General features: G+C 60.7%; 21 protein-coding genes. 13 read left to right on the plus strand and 8 right to left on the minus strand.

Annotated features, from left to right (window positions below):
* Positions 1 to 50 precede the first annotated feature (50 nt).
* Positions 51 to 641 carry a signal peptidase I gene (gene lepB, locus ACIX8_RS07630; protein WP_014264762.1) on the plus strand — a complete coding sequence of 197 codons (591 nt, stop codon included), beginning with the start codon at positions 51 to 53 and terminating at the stop codon, positions 639 to 641.
* Positions 642 to 657: 16 nt separating this feature from the next.
* On the opposite strand, the gene tpiA is transcribed toward lepB, so the two are convergent.
* On the minus strand, positions 658 to 1410 hold the full coding sequence (gene tpiA, locus ACIX8_RS07635) for a triose-phosphate isomerase (protein WP_014264763.1): 753 nt from the start codon (positions 1408 to 1410) through the stop codon (positions 658 to 660).
* Between the two features lie 215 nt (positions 1411 to 1625).
* Between tpiA and ACIX8_RS07640 the strand changes: the two genes are divergently transcribed.
* Complete coding sequence (locus ACIX8_RS07640; protein ID WP_014264764.1) at positions 1626 to 1973, plus strand: four helix bundle protein; 348 nt, start codon at positions 1626 to 1628, stop codon at positions 1971 to 1973.
* Here ACIX8_RS07640 and ACIX8_RS07645 read toward each other — a convergent pair whose 3' ends face one another.
* Positions 1974 to 3185 carry a phosphoglycerate kinase gene (locus ACIX8_RS07645; RefSeq protein ID WP_014264765.1) on the minus strand — a complete coding sequence of 404 codons (1212 nt, stop codon included), beginning with the start codon at positions 3183 to 3185 and terminating at the stop codon, positions 1974 to 1976.
* A 118-nt stretch (positions 3186 to 3303) separates the two neighbouring features.
* On the opposite strand from ACIX8_RS07645, the gene ACIX8_RS07650 reads away from it, so the two are divergent.
* Positions 3304 to 4314: a YeiH family protein gene (locus ACIX8_RS07650; RefSeq protein WP_044178080.1), complete on the plus strand. Its 1011-nt coding sequence runs from the start codon at positions 3304 to 3306 to the stop codon at positions 4312 to 4314.
* 203 nt (positions 4315 to 4517) lie between these two features.
* On the opposite strand, the gene ACIX8_RS07655 is transcribed toward ACIX8_RS07650, so the two are convergent.
* The gene (locus ACIX8_RS07655) at positions 4518 to 5456 is read right to left on the minus strand and encodes a LysR family transcriptional regulator (protein WP_014264767.1); all 939 of its coding nucleotides are present in this window, start codon (positions 5454 to 5456) and stop codon (positions 4518 to 4520) included.
* Between the two features lie 29 nt (positions 5457 to 5485).
* Positions 5486 to 5857, minus strand: a complete 372-nt coding sequence (locus ACIX8_RS07660; RefSeq protein ID WP_014264768.1) for a RidA family protein — start codon at positions 5855 to 5857, stop codon at positions 5486 to 5488.
* 143 nt (positions 5858 to 6000) lie between these two features.
* Here ACIX8_RS07660 and ACIX8_RS07665 point away from each other — a divergent pair, with 143 nt between their 5' ends.
* Positions 6001 to 6663, plus strand: coding sequence for a DUF6629 family protein (locus tag ACIX8_RS07665; protein ID WP_014264769.1), 663 nt, complete (start codon positions 6001 to 6003; stop codon positions 6661 to 6663).
* A gap of 78 nt (positions 6664 to 6741) precedes the next feature.
* Here the strand turns inward: ACIX8_RS07665 and gap are convergent, their stop codons facing one another.
* On the minus strand, positions 6742 to 7746 hold the full coding sequence (gap, locus tag ACIX8_RS07670; RefSeq protein ID WP_014264770.1) for a type I glyceraldehyde-3-phosphate dehydrogenase: 1005 nt from the start codon (positions 7744 to 7746) through the stop codon (positions 6742 to 6744).
* A gap of 293 nt (positions 7747 to 8039) precedes the next feature.
* On the opposite strand from gap, the gene ACIX8_RS07675 reads away from it, so the two are divergent.
* The 6 genes from ACIX8_RS07675 (at position 8040) to ACIX8_RS07700 (ending at position 12891) form a co-directional block, all read left to right on the plus strand.
* Positions 8040 to 8885: an ATP-binding protein gene (locus tag ACIX8_RS07675; RefSeq protein WP_014264771.1), complete on the plus strand. Its 846-nt coding sequence runs from the start codon at positions 8040 to 8042 to the stop codon at positions 8883 to 8885.
* A 137-nt stretch (positions 8886 to 9022) separates the two neighbouring features.
* A complete protein-coding gene (locus tag ACIX8_RS07680) occupies positions 9023 to 9769 on the plus strand; it encodes an ATP-binding cassette domain-containing protein (RefSeq protein WP_014264772.1) in 747 nt (248 codons plus the stop codon).
* Positions 9766 to 10395, plus strand: a complete 630-nt coding sequence (locus ACIX8_RS07685; protein ID WP_014264773.1) for an ABC transporter permease — start codon at positions 9766 to 9768, stop codon at positions 10393 to 10395. Before ACIX8_RS07680 ends, ACIX8_RS07685 begins: the two co-directional genes overlap by 4 nt.
* A gap of 86 nt (positions 10396 to 10481) precedes the next feature.
* Complete coding sequence (locus tag ACIX8_RS07690; RefSeq protein ID WP_014264774.1) at positions 10482 to 11291, plus strand: DUF1444 family protein; 810 nt, start codon at positions 10482 to 10484, stop codon at positions 11289 to 11291.
* A gap of 203 nt (positions 11292 to 11494) precedes the next feature.
* Positions 11495 to 12340: a glycine betaine ABC transporter substrate-binding protein gene (locus ACIX8_RS07695; RefSeq protein WP_044178083.1), complete on the plus strand. Its 846-nt coding sequence runs from the start codon at positions 11495 to 11497 to the stop codon at positions 12338 to 12340.
* Positions 12340 to 12891, plus strand: a complete 552-nt coding sequence (locus ACIX8_RS07700; RefSeq protein WP_014264776.1) for a DinB family protein — start codon at positions 12340 to 12342, stop codon at positions 12889 to 12891. Before ACIX8_RS07695 ends, ACIX8_RS07700 begins: the two co-directional genes overlap by 1 nt.
* Positions 12892 to 13036: 145 nt before the next feature.
* Here ACIX8_RS07700 and ACIX8_RS07705 read toward each other — a convergent pair whose 3' ends face one another.
* A complete protein-coding gene (locus ACIX8_RS07705) occupies positions 13037 to 14623 on the minus strand; it encodes a DHA2 family efflux MFS transporter permease subunit (protein ID WP_014264777.1) in 1587 nt (528 codons plus the stop codon).
* Positions 14624 to 14766: 143 nt separating this feature from the next.
* Between ACIX8_RS07705 and ACIX8_RS24435 the strand changes: the two genes are divergently transcribed.
* On the plus strand, positions 14767 to 15246 hold the full coding sequence (locus tag ACIX8_RS24435; RefSeq protein WP_014264778.1) for a MarR family winged helix-turn-helix transcriptional regulator: 480 nt from the start codon (positions 14767 to 14769) through the stop codon (positions 15244 to 15246).
* 258 nt (positions 15247 to 15504) lie between these two features.
* On the opposite strand, the gene ribA is transcribed toward ACIX8_RS24435, so the two are convergent.
* Both ribA and ACIX8_RS07720 read right to left on the minus strand, forming a co-directional pair.
* Entirely contained in the window at positions 15505 to 16122 is a 618-nt protein-coding gene (ribA, locus tag ACIX8_RS07715) for a GTP cyclohydrolase II (protein WP_014264779.1), read from the minus strand.
* A 152-nt stretch (positions 16123 to 16274) separates the two neighbouring features.
* A complete protein-coding gene (locus ACIX8_RS07720; protein ID WP_014264780.1) occupies positions 16275 to 17162 on the minus strand; it encodes a metallophosphoesterase in 888 nt (295 codons plus the stop codon).
* Between the two features lie 89 nt (positions 17163 to 17251).
* Between ACIX8_RS07720 and ACIX8_RS07725 the strand changes: the two genes are divergently transcribed.
* Positions 17252 to 18340 (plus strand): M24 family metallopeptidase, encoded by a 1089-nt coding sequence (locus tag ACIX8_RS07725; protein ID WP_044176350.1) that lies wholly within the window; start codon positions 17252 to 17254, stop codon positions 18338 to 18340.
* Positions 18341 to 18379: 39 nt separating this feature from the next.
* Positions 18380 to 18904, plus strand: a complete 525-nt coding sequence (gene accB / locus ACIX8_RS07730) for an acetyl-CoA carboxylase biotin carboxyl carrier protein (RefSeq protein WP_014264782.1) — start codon at positions 18380 to 18382, stop codon at positions 18902 to 18904.
* Positions 18905 to 19045 lie beyond the last annotated feature (141 nt).

Here is a 19045-nt window from a genome sequence, read left to right on the forward strand (position 1 = left end):
TTGGGTAGAAATGCGTCTATAAAATGTAGAGGGTGAGTAAGACGTTCGACATGGAAGAGGCAACATTGGAGCAGCAGATACCAGAGGCAGCCGAAACATCGGCACCGCAAAAAAGTCCGGGCCTGCGCTCGTGGGTGACGGACCTGCTCTTCGCGGGCGTGGCGTCGGCGTTCATCATTCTGTTTCTGTATCAGCCGGTGCGCGTGGAAGGCACGAGCATGCTGCCGGTGCTGCAAGACCAGGACCGGCTGTTCATCGATAAGTTTGCTTACTCCCACCTCGGTACCCTGGTGGGGGAGCAGATTCATCGCGGCGATGTCGTGGTGTTTCTCTACCCGCACGACCACTCGAAGAGCTACATCAAGCGCGTGATCGCGCTGCCGGGAGACGCGCTACGGATCGACCACGGAACGGTGTGGGTGAACGGAACGCCGCTCAAGGAAAGCTACGTCCCGCTGAAGTACGAGGACGACCGCTCCCAGCCGGAGATGACCATCCCGAAGAGCGAGTACTTCGTGATGGGCGACCATCGCTCCATCTCCAGCGACAGCCGCGACTTCGGCCCGGTAGAGCGGGGCCTGATCTATGGCCGGGCAGCCTTTGTGTACTGGCCGATGGACCAGGCGGGTGTAGTCCGCTAAATCTCCCGCTAAATCTTTAAGCGTAGTGCACGATGTTGGCGAAGGTTGTGGGCACCAGGCTGGCGCCGCCGACCAGTGCGCCGTCGATCTGCTCCTGCTGCATGAGCGCGCTGATGTTCTCCGGCTTGACGGAGCCACCGTAGAGGATGCGGGTGTTCTCAGCAGTCTGCTCGCCGCAACAATGGCTGATCTCGTGGCGGATGATCTTGTGGGCTTCGGCGGCTACCTCGGGTGAGGCCGTAGAGCCGGTGCCGATGGCCCAGATGGGCTCATAGGCGATGACTAGGCGGCGGGCCTCGTTGGCAGAGATATTGCGCAACGCGGCACGAACCTGGCTGCGCAGCGTCTCCTCCGTCTTCATGTCTTCACGCTCAGCCAGCAACTCTCCTACGCAGACGATCGGTGTGATGCCGTGATTGATCGCGGCCTTCAGCTTGAGGTTCACGCGCTCATAGGTCTCGTTGAAGTAGAGCCGCTGCTCGGAGTGGCCGAGCAGGACGTGCCGGCAGCCGATGGAGACGAGCATCGTTGGCGAGGTCTGGCCGGTATAGGGGCCTTCGTTGAGCCAGTGCATGTTCTGCGCGCAGCCACGGACGTTGGTGCCGATGGTCGCCTCCAGCACATAGCCGAGCGAGCTCATGGTCGGGCAGACGAGGATTTCATCGCGCGTGTGGTCTTCGACCAGGGGAAGAAAGGCGTCGAGAAAGGCCAGCGACTCCTTGGGTGTTTTGTACATCTTCCAGTTGCCGGCGATGATGGGCTTGCGCATGCGGTCGAGACTCCAATAAAGGCTGTGGTCAGTGGAGATTACGGGTTAGGTGGGGGGGATGGCAAGAGGGGATGGCCGAAATTCGGACGCTGCTGGTGTCATGGGCGTTCGCCCGGTTATGCTCTGAGTTTCGAGATGCGAGAGCCGAGAATCGAGTTGCTTACTCGAAGCTCGCTACTCATCTCTCGAGACTCGAAGCATAATTCGGAGGAACGGTGCAGGACTTCAGGAATATCGAATTTTGGCGTAAAGCCCATGTGCTGGTCCTGGCTATCTACCGGGAGACCCAGTCGCTGCCCAAAGAAGAGGTATTCGGTTTAACGATTCAATTGCGGCGCAGTGCCACTGCGATTGCAACACGGATCGCCGAGGGATGCGGGCGCGAGAACAACCTGGAGTTCGCTGCCGACCTGCGGAAGGCGCAGGCAAGCTGCAATGAGCTGGAATACCTGATTGAGCTGGCCAAAGATTTGACCTACTGGAAGCCGGAATCATCCGCGAAGTTGATGGCAGAGACCATCGAGGTTCGCAAGATGATTCACGGCTACCTGCGCAAGTTTTAGTTACTTGTCAGTAAGCGTCGCCACCCCGGGGAGTGTCTTGCCCTCGAGGAACTCAAGGCTCGCGCCGCCGCCGGTAGAGATATGCGTGATCTTGTCCGCGACGCCGGAGTTGTGCAGTGCCGCTACGGAGTCTCCGCCACCGACGATGCTGATGGCATCTTCGTTCTTCGCGAGCGCCTTGGCGACGGCGTTGGTGCCCTTGGCGAAGGGTGCGAGTTCAGCGACGCCCATCGGGCCGTTCCAGACGACGGTGGCTGCCTCGGCGATCTCCGCCGCAAAGAGCTTGATCGTCTCGGGGCCGATGTCGAGTGCCATCAGGTCGGCGGGGAAGGGCTTGGTACCGCTGAAGATCTGCGTCTTCGCGTCGGCGCCGAACTTGTCCGCCAGGACGTGGTCCACGGGCAGCAGGAACTTCACTTCACGGGCTTCGGCTTTTTCAAGAGCCGCGCGGGCGATGTCGTACTTGTCGGCTTCAACCAGAGACTTGCCTGTGGTCTGGCCCTGCGCATTGAGGAACGTATAGGCCATCGCGCCGCCGATCAACAGGGCATCGACCTTGTTGAGCAGAGCGTTGATGACTTCGATCTTGTCCGAGACCTTGGCTCCGCCAATGATGGCGACAAACGGCCGGTTCGGCTCGGCAACGGCTTTGCCGAGATAGTTCAGTTCCTTCTCCATCAGCAGGCCCGCGGCCGACTGGGCGACGAAGTGCGTAATGCCCTCGGTGGAGGCGTGGGCGCGGTGTGCCGCGCCAAAGGCATCGTTCACGTAGATGTCGCAGAGTTGTGCGAGCTGCCTGGCGAAGGCCGGGTCGTTGGCCTCTTCTTCGGCGTGGAAGCGCAGGTTCTCGAGCAGCAGCGTCTGGCCAGGCTCGAGGTTGTCGGCCAGTTCGATGGCGACCGGCCCAACGCAGTCGGGCGCGAAGGCGACGTTCTCATCCGGGTCGAGCACGTGGTCGAGCAGCGAGCGCAGGCGATCGACGACGGGGCGCAGGCTCATCGCGTCGACGTGCTTGCCCTTGGGGCGGCCGAGGTGCGCGGCGAGGATCACACGGGCCTTGCGGCGCAGCGCGTACTCGATGGTGGGGATCGTCTCGCGGATGCGTGTGTCGTCGGTGATGGTGCCCTCTTTGGAGAGGGGCACATTGAAGTCGACGCGGATGAGCACGCGCTTACCGGTGAGATCGAGGTCGCGAATCGAGAGCTTGTGCATTGCCTGAAGGATAACCGACTGGAGGGTAGATCGTCAGAGCAACCGCTTATGAGCCATAAGAACTTCTGCTTGGACGCCCGCTTTGGAGGGGGTGAAAGTGGAAGTCGAGGCAAAGAAGATGACGACCCAAACGGCAGTTCAAGCAGTTCCGGAGAAGGCAGTAGCCTTCAAGACATTCAACAGCAAGACAGTGTTTTTTATCGGACTGCTGATCGCGGCCAGCGGTATTGTGTCGCCGCCGGTGGCCCTGGTGGGAGGCATCGCGTTCGGCTTCTCGGTGGACCACCCCCTGCGGGCCGAGGCGGGGACGCTGGCAAAGTTCCTGTTGCAGGCCTCGGTGGTGGCCCTGGGCTTTGGGATGAACGTGCAGCAGGTATTGCATGCCGGCCGCTCAGGATTCCTCTACACGGCGGTGAGCATCACGGTCGCGCTGGGGCTTGGGCTGCTCCTGGGCAAGCTACTGAAGGTCGGGGGCAAGGCATCGTTCCTGATCGCGGCAGGCACGGCCATCTGCGGCGGGAGTGCAATCGCCGCGCTGGCCCCGATTACGGAGGCGGGGGAGGAAGAGATCAGCGTCTCGATGGGCACGGTATTTCTTCTGAACTCGGTGGCCCTGCTGCTATTCCCGGCAGTGGGCTGGGCGCTGCACCTGAGCCAGAACCAGTTCGGCCTGTGGGCGGCATTGGCCATCCACGACACGAGTTCCGTGGTGGGAGCTGCGGCGAAGTACGGTGACCAGGCGTTGGCTATCGGAACAACTGTGAAGCTGGCACGGGCGCTGTGGATTGTGCCGGTGTCGTTGATTACGGCAACGTTCATTGCGCGGGGTAGCACACGGAGTTCCGACGCGGGACCGAGGGCCGGGGTAAAGATTCCATGGTTCATCGTGATGTTCTGCGCCGCTGCTGCGTTCAGCACCTACCTCCCAGCTTTGCGCCCCATGTTCGGTGCGCTCAACCATCTGGGCAAGGTGGGATTGACCGCGACGCTGTTCCTGATTGGAACGAGCCTGTCGAAGAAGACGCTGAAGCAGGTGGGCGTCAGGCCCCTGGTGCAGGGAGTCGTGCTTTGGGTGATTGTGGCCGGAGCATCGCTGGCTGCGATCTACTTTAGGGTGATCTCGATCTAGAAGTGTCTAAAGCTGAGGATTGCTGAAAATTGGGATGGCAGTTTTGAAGGGTACGGCCTTCAGGCCGTACGTAAATCCCTGGAGAAGGATGCGGCTTTAGCCGCGGAGGGAATGTGGCCGGGCGGAGATTCCCTCCGTGGCTAAAGCCACCCGAGCAACAAAGCATAAACGGCGGGACTGAAGTCCCCCCTTCAAAGCAAAGTCTAGCCTTCGGATTTATGGCTTGGCCTTCCGGTAGGGCGAGGCGCCAGGTCCTCAGCGCGTTCCAGGACGAAGCGATGGAACGCGCGGGTAACGCCGGTAGGTTCCGGGCCGCTGGGTGTGACGAGAGAGAACATGCGTGCGAGTTGCAGACCGCGAATATGCGCAACCCGCAGCGTTCCGAGCGCGAGCTGCGCACGTACCGCCCAGCGCGAGACGAACGCGATGCCCAGGCCCGCTTCCACGGCGCTGAGCAGCCCCTCTGTGGAGTCGAAGGTCATGCGAATATGCAGGTCGCGAAGGCGCAGGCCGGCGCGTTCGAAGGCCTGCTCGACGATGCGGCGTGAGCCGGAACCGAGTTCGCGGGTCACGAGTGTAGCCTGCTGAAGCTGTGCAGGCTCGACCTCCTCGCCGGCCCACTCGTGAGTGGCGGGAACGACGCAGATCATGTGATCTTCCATGAAGGGCTCGATGCGGACGTCCTGACGCATGGCGGGGCCTTCGATCAGCGCAAGCTGGACGCGATGGCCGACGAGGGCTTCGAGCGCCGCCTGAGTATTGCCGCCGATGACGTCGATGTTGACCTTCGGGTTCTCGATCAGGAAGGCGGCGATGAGCCGTGGAAGCAGGTATTGGCCGATGGTCTGCGAAGCCGCAAGCGTGAGGTGGCCGGCGTTGGTGCTGGTTGTCGCGGCGACGGCCTGGCGGGCCTCTTCGGAAAGGTCCGCCAGCCTTTCAGCATAGGGAAGGAGCGCGGTTCCGGCGGTGGTGAGAGTGATCTTGCCGCCGGCGCGGTCGAAGAGCGCCACGTCGAGCTCTGTCTCCAGCGCCTTGATCTGCTGCGTGATGGCGGGCTGGGTAAGCAGGAGTTCTTCAGCGGCAACGCGGAAGTTGCGATGGCGGGCGACGGCGCGGAAGACGCGGAGGCGGAAGTTCTCCATAGCGTTCAGAGTACAGCTACGGGAGACTTCTAAGGCAGCACGGCCTCGGCTTCGATCTCGACGCGCCACTTGGGGTTGAGCAGGGCGGCGACGACCATGGTGCTCGCTGGGCGGATCGTTCCGAAGACCTCACCGTGAGCCCGGCCGATCTCTTCCCAGTCCTCGACGCGGGCGAGGAACATGCGCGTGCGGACGACGTGCTCGAAGGTGGCTCCAGCCTGCGAAAGCGCAGTCTCGATGAGCTTGAGGACGACGCGGGTCTGCTCGGCGGGCGAGAGGTCTTCTGCCCCAACCGGACCGGTGCCGGAGACGTGGACTACGTTGCCGATGCGTACCGCGCGGGAGAAGCCGATGATGGGTTCGAAGGGAGAGGTGCCTGGGATGTTGGTGCGGTTGGACATGAGACTCCAAAGAGTATGTGAACTGGATGCGTTTTCTTAAAAGTATCCGGCCAGGCCAAGTCGGAGCAAATGTCGTTCATCGAACAATAGTCGCTGTAGGCATCATTTATGATCTGCACTACTTCTGGTGGGATGGTGGGGCAATGTGTTTTTCTGCGACGGCGAACTTTGTAGGGAGTGGTGTGCTCGGTGGGATGGGCGTTGCCACGTTGGCGAAGGTAAAACATAGGCGCGAGCTGTTGTTCGCCTCGCTACCGGCTCTGTTTGCAGTGCATCAGTTCATCGAAGGCTTTGTCTGGCTGGGGCTGGACGGCATCCTGTCGCCGACGGTGGCGCACAACATGGGAGCGGCGTTCGTGCTCTATGCGCAGGGCCTGCTGCCGTTCCTGATGCCGCTGAGCATCATGCTGTTTGAGCCGACGCGAGCGCGACGGCGGACGATGCTTCCCTTCGTCATACTGGGGACACTGCTGACGCTTTATATGCTGTGGGGACTGGCGGCGTATCCGCTGCAGGTATCGGTGATGGACAACAGCATTGTGTATGTGAACTATGCGACCAACATGACCTGGATCGCGGTGCTCTATGTGATTGCGACATGCGGCTCGCTGTTCTTCTCGAAGGTCAAGGCGATGGTGTTCTTCGGCACCGCGAACCTGGTGATCCTGCTGGCTGTGATGGCGGTGAAACGCTATGCCTTCACCTCGCTGTGGTGCGCGTATGCTGCGGTCGCCAGCGTGATTATCCTGATGTACTTCTGGAAGAGCCAGGGGATCAGGCCGTTTAAGTATGTCGAGGCGATTTGAGTGGATCGCGGTATTTGTGGAAGCCATGAAAAGGGCGAACGCTATAGCGTTCGCCCTTTTTTCTTGAGGCAATGAGACTTACAGGCCCTTCTTCACCAGGAACAGAATCAGGTCCTTGACGCGCGAGGAGTAGCCCCACTCGTTGTCGTACCAGCTAATAACCTTGCCGGTGTTCCCGATAACCTTGGTCAGCTTGGAGTCGACGATGCTCGAGAGCGAGTTCCCACGGAAGTCGGTGGATACCAGTTCCTCCGTGGTGTAGCCCAGGATGCCCTTCAGCGCGCCTTCGCTGGCGGTCTTCAGGGCTTCATTGACGGTCTTCACGTCGATGGGCTTCTCGGTGACGAATGTAAGGTCGACCACGGAGACATTCGGAGTCGGGACGCGCATGGAGAAGCCGTCGAGCTTGCCGTCCATCTCCGGGATCACGAGCCGCAGGGCCTTGGCAGCACCGGTCGAGGAGGGAATCATCGAGAGGGCTGCAGCACGGGCGCGGCGCAGATCCTTGTGCGGCGTATCGAGGATGACCTGGTCGTTGGTGTAACTGTGGATCGTGGTCATGATGCCCGACTGGATCGTGAACGTGTCGTGGATCACCTTGACGAGGGGCGCGAGGCAGTTGGTCGTGCAGCTCGCGTTGGAGATCACGTGGTGCTTCGCGGCATCGTACTTGTCCTCGTTGACGCCGAGCACGATGGTGATGTCCTCGTTGCTGGCGGGCGCGGAGATGATGACCTTCTTGACGGTGCTGCCGAGATGGGCCTTGGCCTTCTCCGCGTCGGTGAAGAAGCCGGTGGACTCGACGACGACTTCAGCTCCAACCGAGGCCCAGTCGAGCTTCGCGGGGTCGCGCTCGGCGAAGACCTTGAGGGCCTTGCCGTCGATGACGATCGAGTCTTCGGTGTGCGAGATCTCGTTCTTCAGGTTGCCGAGGATGGAGTCGTACTTGAGCAGGTGCGCGAGCGTCGCGGGGGTGGTGAGGTCGTTGACGGCGACGAATTCGATGTCGGGATTGCCGAGTGCGGTGCGGAAGACGTTGCGTCCGATGCGGCCGAAGCCGTTGATTCCAACCTTGACTGCCATGTGCTCGTGTGACCTCTTCTTCTGGTTTGCAGGGGGCGTTGCGCCCTTGAGAAGCACGTCGAACGGCCCGCGCCTCAGTTCTTTGAGGCTACCAAAGGGGAGGGGTGGGGGCAAACGGGGCGAGGGATTAGGGCTTAGGGATTAGGGATTAGAACCGTGTTTTCTCCGGAATCGAGAGGATGTAGGCCAGTTTTTCTAATCCCTAATCCCTGAGCCCTAATCCCTCGCCTTTGCGGCATAGGGAACGCGTGTGTTACAAACCAGCTATGCGCGAATGGTTGCGCGAGAAACTCATGAGAAGACGTTCGAAGCGTGGACCGAATGATTCGGAGTCCACGGGCAAGATAGGGCAGGAGCTCCCTGCGAACCAGCAGGCACCCCTGCGCCCCTCATATCCTGAGCCGGCGGCGAAGGCCGAACCCGATGTGCCCGAGCCACAGGCCGAAGTTGTGCCTGTGCAGGAGCAAGCGGTTTTGGAGCCTCAGCACGAAGCTCAGCCAGAACCCCAGGTAGAAACCCCCACCGTCCCGCAGATCGTCCACGAGACGCAGCCGGAGTCGCTCGCGACCCCGCCCGCCGAGCCTGTGGCTGTGCCGGCGAAGTCGCCGCGCGGCTACGTCGTGCTGACGATCGGGCTGCCCGGATCGGGTAAGACCACCTGGTACAAGCGCCGCGGCGTCACCCCGCTTTCGAGCGACATGCTGCGGAATATCCTGTTTGACGACATCACCGATCAGCGCTACCAGGGGCTGGTCTTCAGCACGCTGCGCAGCCTGCTGCGCGCTCGGCTGATCGCCAAGATGCCGTGGAACTACGTCGACGCCACCAACCTCAGCCCGCACGAGCGCCGTCAGTGGATCAAGATGGCCAAGAGCTTCGGCTATGAGGTGCAGGCGGTGTTCTTTGACGTGCCCCTGGCGGTTTGCCTGGAACGCAACTCGAAGCGCGAGCGCCAGGTAACCGACGAGGTCATGCACAAGATGGCCGAACGGCTGCGTCCGCCGGTCTTCAAGGAAGGCTTCGACAAGATCACGGTGGTGCGCGTGAAGGGCGCTGCCCCCTCGGCAACACCCGAACCGGCGGCAGGACAGCCGCAGGGTAGTGCAGAGAACACGCCCGAGGCTGCGGTCGAAGGCTGACGGTAGTTCGCAGCGAAATCGAATGAACGAAGGACCCGCGCATGAGTGATATCACCCATGCGCGGGTTCTTCGCCTTCCAACCCATCGAGCAAAGAACGCTCGTTAGAAGTTTGCTCTATCCATAACGGAATCTTCTATGGCTACCCAGGATGTGGAGTTCGCGCAGGTGAGCTTTACGGTTGAGGGTGGCCGTCAGCTTTTAAGCGAGATCTCTCTGCGGGTTGAGCCCGGCACCACCACCGCCCTGCTGGGCCGCAGCGGCTCCGGCAAGACGACGTTGCTGCGCACGGTAAATGCGCTGGTGCGGCCGACCTCCGGACGCGTTCTGGTCGGCGGCCAGGACGTCTCCAAGACCGATGTGATCGCTCTGAGGCGCGGCATCGGTTATGTCATCCAGGAGTCCGGGCTGTTTCCACACATGAGCATCGAGCGAAATGTGGGGATGGCTCTGGAGCTGTCAGGCAAACCTAAAGCCGAGATCGCCGCCCGCGCTGCCGAGATGCTGCATCTTGTCGGCTTGCCGGAGGAGATGGCCAAGCGCTACCCGTGGCAGTTGAGCGGCGGACAGCGGCAGCGGGTTGGCCTGGCGAGAGCCTTGGCGTCCAACCCTGAAGTGCTGCTGATGGACGAGCCCTTCGGCGCGCTCGACCCCCTGACCCGCGCGGAGATGCAGACGATGCTCCGCGATCTGCTGCGTCGCGTGGGCAAGACGACATTCATCGTGACCCACGATCTGGAGGAGGCGCTGTATCTCGCCGGCCGCGTGGTGTTGCTGGAGGCGGGGCGCATCGTCGCGAACCTTGCGGCGGACGAGGTGCGCGGATCGCAGAATGAAGCGATGCGCGCCTACGTTGCGGCGACGCATCGTGGAGAGGCGGCATGAGCGAGTTCCTGCATCGCTACGGCAGCCAGATCGCGCGGCTCACCTTCGAGCACCTGTGGCTTACCGCCAGCGCGATGCTGTTTGCGTCGTTGATTGGCCTGCCTCTGGGCATCTTGTTGACGCGGCAACAGCGGCTGGCAAGGCCTGTGCTGGCGGTAGCCAATATCCTGCAGACGATTCCCAGCCTGGCTCTGTTTGGACTGCTGTTGCCGGTGCCTTTCCTCGGAGACCGTGCGGCGAGGCTGGCCATCGTCGCGCTGATCGGCTATGCATTGCTGCCGATCCTTCGCAATACCTATGCAGGAATCCGGAGCGTCGATCCGGCTTTGATCGATGTCTCCAATGCGCTTGGGATGAAAGGGCTGCAACGGCTGGTGAAGGTAGAACTCCCCCTGGCTGCGAGCGTCATTCTGGCGGGCCTGCGGACCGCCACTGTGACCTGCGTCGGTGTCGCAACGATTGCAGCGGCAATCGGTGCGGGTGGGTTGGGTGAGTTAATCTTCCGTGGCGTGGCCTCGGTCGATAATGGTCTGGTCTTGGCGGGAGCGGTTCCGGCGGCGCTGCTGGCGCTGTGCGCGGATGGGGTGTTGGGGCTGCTAGAGAAAAGGCTGGCGGTGAAGAGATGAGTTGGTGGCCGTTCGGAAAAGATCGATCGAAGAAAAGAGATGCAGAACCAGAACTTGTTACTACACGACAGGCGCCTGGATCACAGATGGATGGGCCACGGGTATCTACACTGGACAGGATGGTGCAGCAGTCCTGCAGCCGGGATGAATTGTTTCTGCTGTACTCCAAGCTACTGGAGGAGCGTCTTGGCGTCAGCGATATGAAGTTCGTTCACGCTGATGTTATTTCGTTCCAGAAGGCTGGCGGCGGGGAGATGCATAGCTATCTGCAGAACCTCTGGATCGCATACTCACGCAATCCTCAATCGCGCGCCGAGGTGATTGAGCAGTATCTCAAGGCGCTAGCCAGCACCATGCAACCGGCGTCGGCCATTACGCGCGAGCAGATCATTCCGCTCATCAAGGACTCCGAGTACTTCTCTATCTTTAAAAACAAGCCCAACATCCTCGTGTCGGAACACCTGGTAGCCGATCTTTTTGTGGTGTATGCCGTAGATTGGCCGGATCGCACGGCAACATTGAGCCAGAGCGAGTTTGAGAAGCTTGGGCTGGAGATGAGCGGCTTGCGCCAGCTTGCGGTGGAGAACCTCAAGGGAATGCTGACTAACATTGAATGTCATGACGGCGGACCTTGGTCTATGGTTTCGGCTGGGGGGACCTATGAGGCTAGCATTCTCTTACTGGATACCTTTTGGGAGCATGTGCGTGAAGAGGTGGAGGGCGACCTCATTGCGGTTGTGCCGGCGCGTGACGTGCTGCTCTTTACGGGAGCAAGCTCTGCTGACGGATTGAAAGAGATCAAGGAAAGAGCGACGAAGATCGTGAGCACGGGAGATCATGTGATTTCGGCTACGCTTCTGCGACGGACGAATGGGGTGTGGGCGACGTTTGATTAGGCGCAGAAGAATGTTTCCACACGGACATTCCCTCTGTGACTAAAGCCACTTGGGCGGTAATACTGAGATGGCGAGACTGAAGTCCCGCCCCTTCAAAGCAAAAGCAGATTCCCTGTGGGAATGACAGAAAGAAAAGCAAGAGCAAAGGTTGGGGCGTATTGGAACTGACTCGTATAGTGCGTGCTCTTTTGCTCCTGGCCTTTATGACTTGTCTTGTCGCCTGCGCTCCGCCTCGCTCGTCGCACATCGTGATTGGAGCGAAGAACTTCACCGAGCAGGTGGTGCTGGGAGAACTTCTTGCGCAGGAGATCGAAGCTGCAGGCGGCGGCAAGGTCGAGCGCCGGTTCTGGCTTGCGGGAAGCTATCTATGCCAGCAGGCATTGGTATCGGATCGCATCGATGCATATGTCGAGTACACCGGCACGGCGCTGACGGCGATTCTTAAGCAGCCCCTGGAGCGGAATTCCGCAAAGGTCGATGCCACCGTGGCACGGCTGTATGAACAGCGCTATCAGGTGCGCGCAGGGCCGGGATTGGGTTTTGAGGACACGTTCGCCATGGTCGTGCGCGGAGACGATGCGCGCAGGCTGGGCTTGAAGGCGATCTCCGATGTGGCAAAGCTCGCGCCGCAGTGGAGGCTGGGCGTGGGATATGAGTTTGCCGAGCGGCCCGATGGCCTGGCTGGATTGAATGCAGCGTACGGCCTGCACTTTGTGGGCGAACCACGCACGATGGAGTTAGGTCTGCTCTATCGATCTCTCGCGGCGCACCAGGTGGACATCGTGGCAGGGAACTCGACCGATGGTGCGATCAAGGCGCTGGACTTCGTTGCGCTGGAGGACGATCGGCATTATTTTCCTCCGTATGAGGCTGTGCCGCTAGTGCGCGAAGATTCGCTCAAGCGATGGCCGCAGATCGGTGTCGCGATGCAGCGGTTGGCGGGCAAGGTAAATGCCGACGAGATGCGCGCGATGAATCTTGCGGTCGAGTCGCAGCATCGAGATGCAGGGGATGTCGTGCGGGAGTTTCGCGCGAGGAAAGGATTGTGATGGCGGATAACGATGCAGGTGAGGAGTTGGCTCCGAGTCCCGAGAATCGAGTGGCGAGTCGCGAGCCAGAGCCGTGGCTGCGCGGGACGCTCCCCGAGGTTGAGCCCGTGCGTCGCGCGGTCTTGCATGCGTTGGAGTTAGCAGGCGAGGATGCCGCACGCTGGTGCAGCGATCTGAGCGAAGAAGAGATCTTTGCCCGGCCCGCGAACCTGCCGTCGGTGGCGTTCCAATTGCGGCATATCGTGCGGTCGCTGGATCGTCTGCTGACCTATGCAGAGGGGCGGCAGCTTACCGATGTGCAGCGGATGGGGCTGCGCTCGGAGCTGGCTCCCATCGGAACGGCGGCGGATGTGCACGCCGAGTTTCGTTCAGAGCTGCAGCGTGCGATGGAGCGTGTTCGAGCCTTTGCGCCGGAGCCGTTCGCGGAGCCGCGCGGCGTTGGCAGAAAGCTGTTGCCCACAACCGTCGTGGGGCTGCTCATTCACTGTGCGGAGCACACCCAACGGCACACGGGGCAGATGGTGACGACGGTGAAGGTCCTGCGGGCTTAGTTTGGCGAGTCTTTGGTTCGTTGCAGAATGATTGTCCATTTACCACTGCGCGAAGCGCGTTCCCTGACGCTAAAGCGTCACGGTTTGCGCTTCGCGCTGTTCCAAACAATCTTTTGATCCTTCGACGAAGGAACGACTCACCACACTAATGCGCTGCCGCCTCCGGTGAGGGCTTTGCCGCTTTGGACGGCAGGCGCATGAGGAAGGGCAGGGGCATCAGTACAGCGATGGCAGCCGCGAGGACGGCAAAGGCGTTCTTGTAGCTCAGCATGGAGGCCTGGCGAAGCATCTCCTGGTAGGAGCTGCCGACCGCGTACTGCGCAGCTCCGAGGGCGCTCATGCCGTGGGCTCTGGCGGCCGCGGTAATTGTGGCGATGTAGCTCTGATAGCCGATACTTCCCGGGCCGGTATTGGCGGCGAGCTGTGTCTGGTGGGTCTGTGCGGTACGCGCGAGGAACGTCGTCAGCAATGCCGTACCGGCGCTGCCGCCAAGGTTGCGGGCGAAGTTCGAGAGGCTCGAGATCTGGTTGCTCTTCGAAGCCGGTACGCCGACGTAGTTCAGCGTGCTGATGGGGATGAAGACCAGTGGCAGGCCGATGACCTGCAGCGCACGCCAGAGCGTGATGGTGCCGAAGCTGCTGTCGAGCGAGAGGCGCGTGAGGTTGTAGAGCCCTGCGGCGGTGAGGCCATAGCCGATGCAGACGAGCATGCGCGGGTCGAACTTGCTGACCAACCTGCCGGCGACCATCATCATCGCCATGAGGACAAAGCCGCCGGGAGAGAGAACCATGCCGGCGCGTTCGGCGCTGTAGCCCAGAAGCGTCTGCAGATACTGCGGGATGAGGACGGTCGAGCCGAAGAGAACCATGCCGAGGATGAGCTGCAGAAAGACCGCGGTGCCGAAGTTGCGGTTCTTGAGCAGCTTGAGGTCGACGATGGGGTCTTCGTGGTGCCACTCCCAGAAGATGAAGATGACCAGCAGCACTGCGGCGAGGCAAGCGACGGCGGTGATCATCGGATCGCCAAACCAGTCTTTCTCCTGGCCCTTGTCGAGGAAGAACTCCAGGCAGCCGACGCCGGAGGCGACGAGGACGAGGCCGGTGAAGTCGATGCGGGCCTTGGAGGCTTCCTTGACGCGTGCTTTCAGATAGGGTGGATCCTCGACCATGCGCGCGCTGAGCCACATGGAGAGAATGCCGATAGGGATGTTGATGAAGAAGATCCAGTGCCAGTTGAAGTTATCGGTGATCCAGCCGCCGAGAGTAGGGCCGATGGCCGGGGCGACGACGACCGCCATACCATAGACGGCAAAGGCCTGGCCGCGTTTTTCAACCGGGAAGGTATCGGCCAGGATGGCCTGTTCGGACGACGCGAGTCCGCCGCCGCCGGCGCCCTGCAGGATGCGCGCGATGATCAGGATGGGAAGCGACGGCGCGATGCCGCATACGAACGAGAAGATGGTGAAGATGGCGACGCAGGTGAGATAGTAGCGCTTACGGCCGAAACGATTGGACAGCCATCCGGAGATGGGGAGTACGATCGCGCTGGAGACGAGATAGCTGGTCAGGATCCAGGTGGCTTCTTCCTGTGACGCACCAAGCGAGCCGGCGATGTGCGGCAGGGCGACATTGGCGATAGAGGTGTCGAGTACCTCCATGAAGGTCGCCAGAGTGACCGTGAGCGCGATGGCCCAGGGATTGTATTTGGGTTTCCAGGAGGAGTCGTATGCCATTGAAGGGTTCGCAGCGGGTGTATCGGAATAAAAATGGTTTGAGCGGTGTTCTTTCAATGAAACCGCATTGCGTAAGTGCTACTGAGCCGATGCTTGTAAAATCACTATATCAGCTTGCTGATATAGAATAACAGGAAGCTGATATGAAGTCTCCGAGAAAAAAAGCATTGACGATGCAGCAGTGGAAGGAACCCTTCGAGCGCATCACGCAGGTTAAGCGTGTGCTGCTGGGGTTTCGCAGCCTGCTGGATCAGGAGCTGCAGCCTTTGGGTATTACGGCGGCTCAACTGCGTCTATTGCGTGCGGTGCAGGACGCTCCCGGAATCTCGGGAGCGAAGCTGGCTGATATCTGCTCGGTGACTCCGCAGACCGGGCAGCAGTTGATGATGAAGCTGGAATCGAACGGCTGGATTACACGCGAGAAAAATCCGGCGAATGAGCGCGTGCTGCTGGCCCGCCTGACAAAGAAGGGCGAGAAGATGTTGCAGCACGCACGGGCGATTGCCGAGGTGGCGCATCACAAGCTCTGGCAGAGGATCGATCCCGCGAAACTGGCGGTGTTCGATGAGGTGCTGGCGATTAGTTGTGAAAATTTGAAGGGGCTGGAGTTGGTGGGGGAGTAGGAGCTGTTGCTTTTTGTCTTTGCTCTTGCTTTTCTTGCTTGTCATTCCGAGCGGAGCGAGTGAACCTGCTTCCTCCCGTTCTTCGGTTCGAATCACCCAAAAGACTTTGGGCAGAACTAGAAGGCCAACCTTTATCCCAGCGCATAGCTTTTTCGGAAGTTCTGGCAAAAAACGGGAGACAGCAGATTCGCTCGCTGCGCTCGGAATGACAAGCCAGAAAGGCAAAAGCGTCGTCTTCTACTTTCAGCCGTAATCGCCTTAAACGATCAGGTGTCCCATTCTCTCGCGCTTGGTCTCCAGATAGCGTGCGAAGGTCGGTTCGCTGGGGATGGCGGCAGAGACCCGTTCAACAACCTTGACACCTCCGGCTTCCATCGCCGCGATCTTCTCCGGGTTGTTTGTCATCAGTCGCACCGCGGGAACCTTCAGGTATTTGAGGATCTCCGCGGGCAGTTCGAAGTGGCGGCAGTCGGCTTCAAACCCAAGCTGTTCGTTGGCTTCGATGGTGTCCAGTCCCTGGTCTTGCAACTCGTAGGCGCGAAGCTTGGCCATCAGGCCGATTCCACGGCCTTCCTGCTGCTCATAGAGCAGAATGCCCGAACCCTCTTCTGTGATCTTTCCGAGTGCCAGGTGGAGTTGGTCATGGCAGTCGCAGCGGAGCGAGTGGAAGACATCCCCGGTGAGGCATTGCGAGTGGATACGCACGAGAGGCGGTGCGGCGTGGATATCGCCCATCACGAGCGCAACGGCGCTTTCGACTGCCTTGCGCGAGGGGTCGCCAGGCAATGTGAGACCTTCAAATCCAAGGATGCGGAAGTGTCCCCAGCGTGTGGGGAAATCTGCGTCGGCGACCTTTTGAACACTAGCGAACGGCATAGGCTGATTCTATAGATTCGCGTAGCGTCTATTCGGATTCAACGCGGTCGCTGACAAAGAACTGACAAAGAACTGACGAAAACGAAAAGAGCCAGACTTTGCCAGGGTCGACATCGCAAAACCTGGCCCTTCCACGTGCTTCGAGTCAGGGCTTAGGCTCGCACCAGAGTCAATTCTGTCAGCTCTGAAGGGCAGTTCAGGCGGAAGGGCAGACCCACTGTCCCGACACCGCGATTGACGTAGAGCTGCATATGCCCGAAGTGAAAGAGGCCTTCGACATACTTCTTGCCCATCGGCGGCAGGATGAGCGGGCCGAGGATGGGCAATCTCACCTGGCCGCCGTGGGTGTGTCCGGAGAGCATCAGGTCGATCGAGGGAAAGCGGGGGTGCTGCACGACCGTCTCGACGAAGTCAGGCTCATGGGCCATGAAGATGACCGGCGCATCGGCCATCGGCGGAATGGCCATCTCGAGATAGCAGTGTGAGGTGCCGGGGTCGCAGGCGCCGCTGAGCCAGAAGTGGTCGCTGCCGCGCTCAATTGGGATGTAGCTGTCCACAAGAACAGGGGTCCCATGGGCCTCGAGTGCCTGGATGACGCGCTCGGAGCTGACAGAGACGTCATGGTTGCCGAGAATGGCATAGCGCTGCGGGCAGGTGAGGCCAGTGAGAATCTCAGCGCACATGCCGGCGGCGTTGTAGGCGACGGAGACGTCAAGGGGCCCCTTACTCACGAAGTCCCCGGTCAGGAGGACAAGATCAGGCTTGAGCAGATTGGTGCGACGCACGAACTCTTCCAGGAAATAGGCTTCGGTGTACTCCTCCAGATGGATGTCGCTGATCTGGACGATGCGGAAGCCCTGAAAGGCGTCGGGCAGTTTCGTGATGGGGATGGTGCGCTGAACGAACTCGATCTGGTGGCGGCCATGGGTTCCGGCATAGGTTGCCACACCGAGACCTGCGGCGGCGCTACCGATGAGGAAGTTTCGGCGGGTGATGCGCTGAGCTTCTGCGCGTCGAAGGCGCGCCGATCGATGAACCATAGTTCATGATAACGGGGTCGATCGGGAACAACCAATACTGAGACGCGGCATTGCTGTTGTGGGTGGGGGGAAGGGTAGAATCGTAAAGAATGAATCAACTCAAGAGACGGCGAGCAGCGATGCGGATCGCGGCAACGGCGGGGATGGACGCCCTGCTGGTGACGCACCCCCCTGATGTTCGCTATCTGACGGGATTTACAGGCTCCAACGGCGCGCTGGCCCTGTCCGGCGGGCGGGCCTGCCTCTTTACGGATGGTCGCTACAAGACACAGGCCAAGGCCGAGGTGACCGGGCTTCGTGTCGTCGTCGAGCAGAAGCCCGCCACGACGCTGGCAGCGGAGTGGCTTGCCGCCTCAGGCGCAAAGCGCTGCGGCTTCGATGCGACGCAGACCACGGTGGCCGGCCTGGAGAGGCTTCGCAAGGCCTTGCCTGCGAAGCTGCACCGCGCCTTTTTTGCTCCGGTCGAAGGCCTTGTCGCCCGCCTGCGCGAGGTAAAGGATGCCGACGAGCTGGTGCTGGTGCGCCGTGCGGCGGACCTCGGTTGCAGCCTCTTCGAGGGCGTTCTGGAGCACGTAGTGGCGGGTGCGACCGAGGCCGAGGTGGCTGCGGCGTTGGAGTTCAAGGCGCGTATGGGCGGGGCCGAGGCGATGAGCTTCGAGACGATCATTGCCAGTGGAGAGCGGTCGGCGTTGCCTCATGGCCGTGCGACCACGGCTAAACTGCCTCGCCGCGGCTTTTGTACGATGGATTTCGGGGTGTTGCTGGACGGTTATTGCTCGGATATGACCCGTACCGTGCACCTTGGCAAGGCGAGCCAGCGCGAGTGGGACGTGTATCATTCGGTGCTGGAAGCCCAACAGGCCGCGGTTGCGGCTGTAGTTCCGGGCATAAGCTGCGGCGAGGTCGACGAGGCCGCGAGATCGGTATTGCGGCGAGCGAAGCTGGACAAGTTTTTTTCGCACTCGACGGGCCACGGCGTCGGCCTGGAGATTCATGAGGGGCCGAGGCTGGCGGCGAAGCAGGAACAGGTGCTCGAGACTGGAATGGTTGTGACGATCGAGCCGGGTGTTTATCTGCCGGGTGAGTTTGGCATCCGCATTGAAGATATGGTGCTGGTGACACAAACCGGTGGCGAGGTGCTGACGGCGGCAAGCCCGAAAGCATGGATAGAGCTGTAAAAGTAGAGATTTAAGACTGAAGCAGAGGAGTTGAAACGAATGGACGGAAATGATCTGAAGGAATTGCGCGAGCTGGTCGAGTTTTTGAAGGCCAGCGGTGTCGAAGAGTTCGAGATGGAGCGGCCGGACCTGAAGGTTGGGTTGAAGTTTGCGGGCGAGACCCCGGTAGCGGCTGCTGCTCCTGCGGGCTTTGACATGGCGCAGTTAGCCGCCCTGATGGCTGCCCAGCGCGGTAGTGCTCCGGCTCCGGTTGCGGTCGCGGCTCCTGTCGCAAGTGCTCCTGCTGCGGCTGTACCTGCGGCTGAGGTCGATCCGCACGCGGGCGCGCACATCGTGAAGTCGCCGATCGTCGGCACGTTCTACGATGCCCCCTCGCCGGATGCCGAGGTCTTTGTGAAGGTCGGAGATCAGGTCGAGGCAGGCAAGGTTCTCTGCATCGTCGAAGCGATGAAGCTGATGAATGAGATTGAGTCTGACGCTGCGGGCGAAATCGTGAAGGTGCTGGTCAAGCCCGGGCAGCCGGTGGAGTACGGACAGCCGCTGTTCGCGATCAAGGCGCGGTAGGCTACTCTTCAACCGGGAACATTCCCTCAGCGGCTAAAGCCGCATTCCTGAGGTGATGTAGGCGGCGGGACTGAAGTCCCGCCCTTTCAAAGCAAGGGCAAAAACAGATTCCCTTCGGGAATGACAACCAGAAAAGCAACG

This window comes from Granulicella mallensis MP5ACTX8 (genome assembly GCF_000178955.2).
Taxonomy (GTDB): Bacteria; Acidobacteriota; Terriglobia; order Terriglobales; family Acidobacteriaceae; genus Granulicella; species Granulicella mallensis.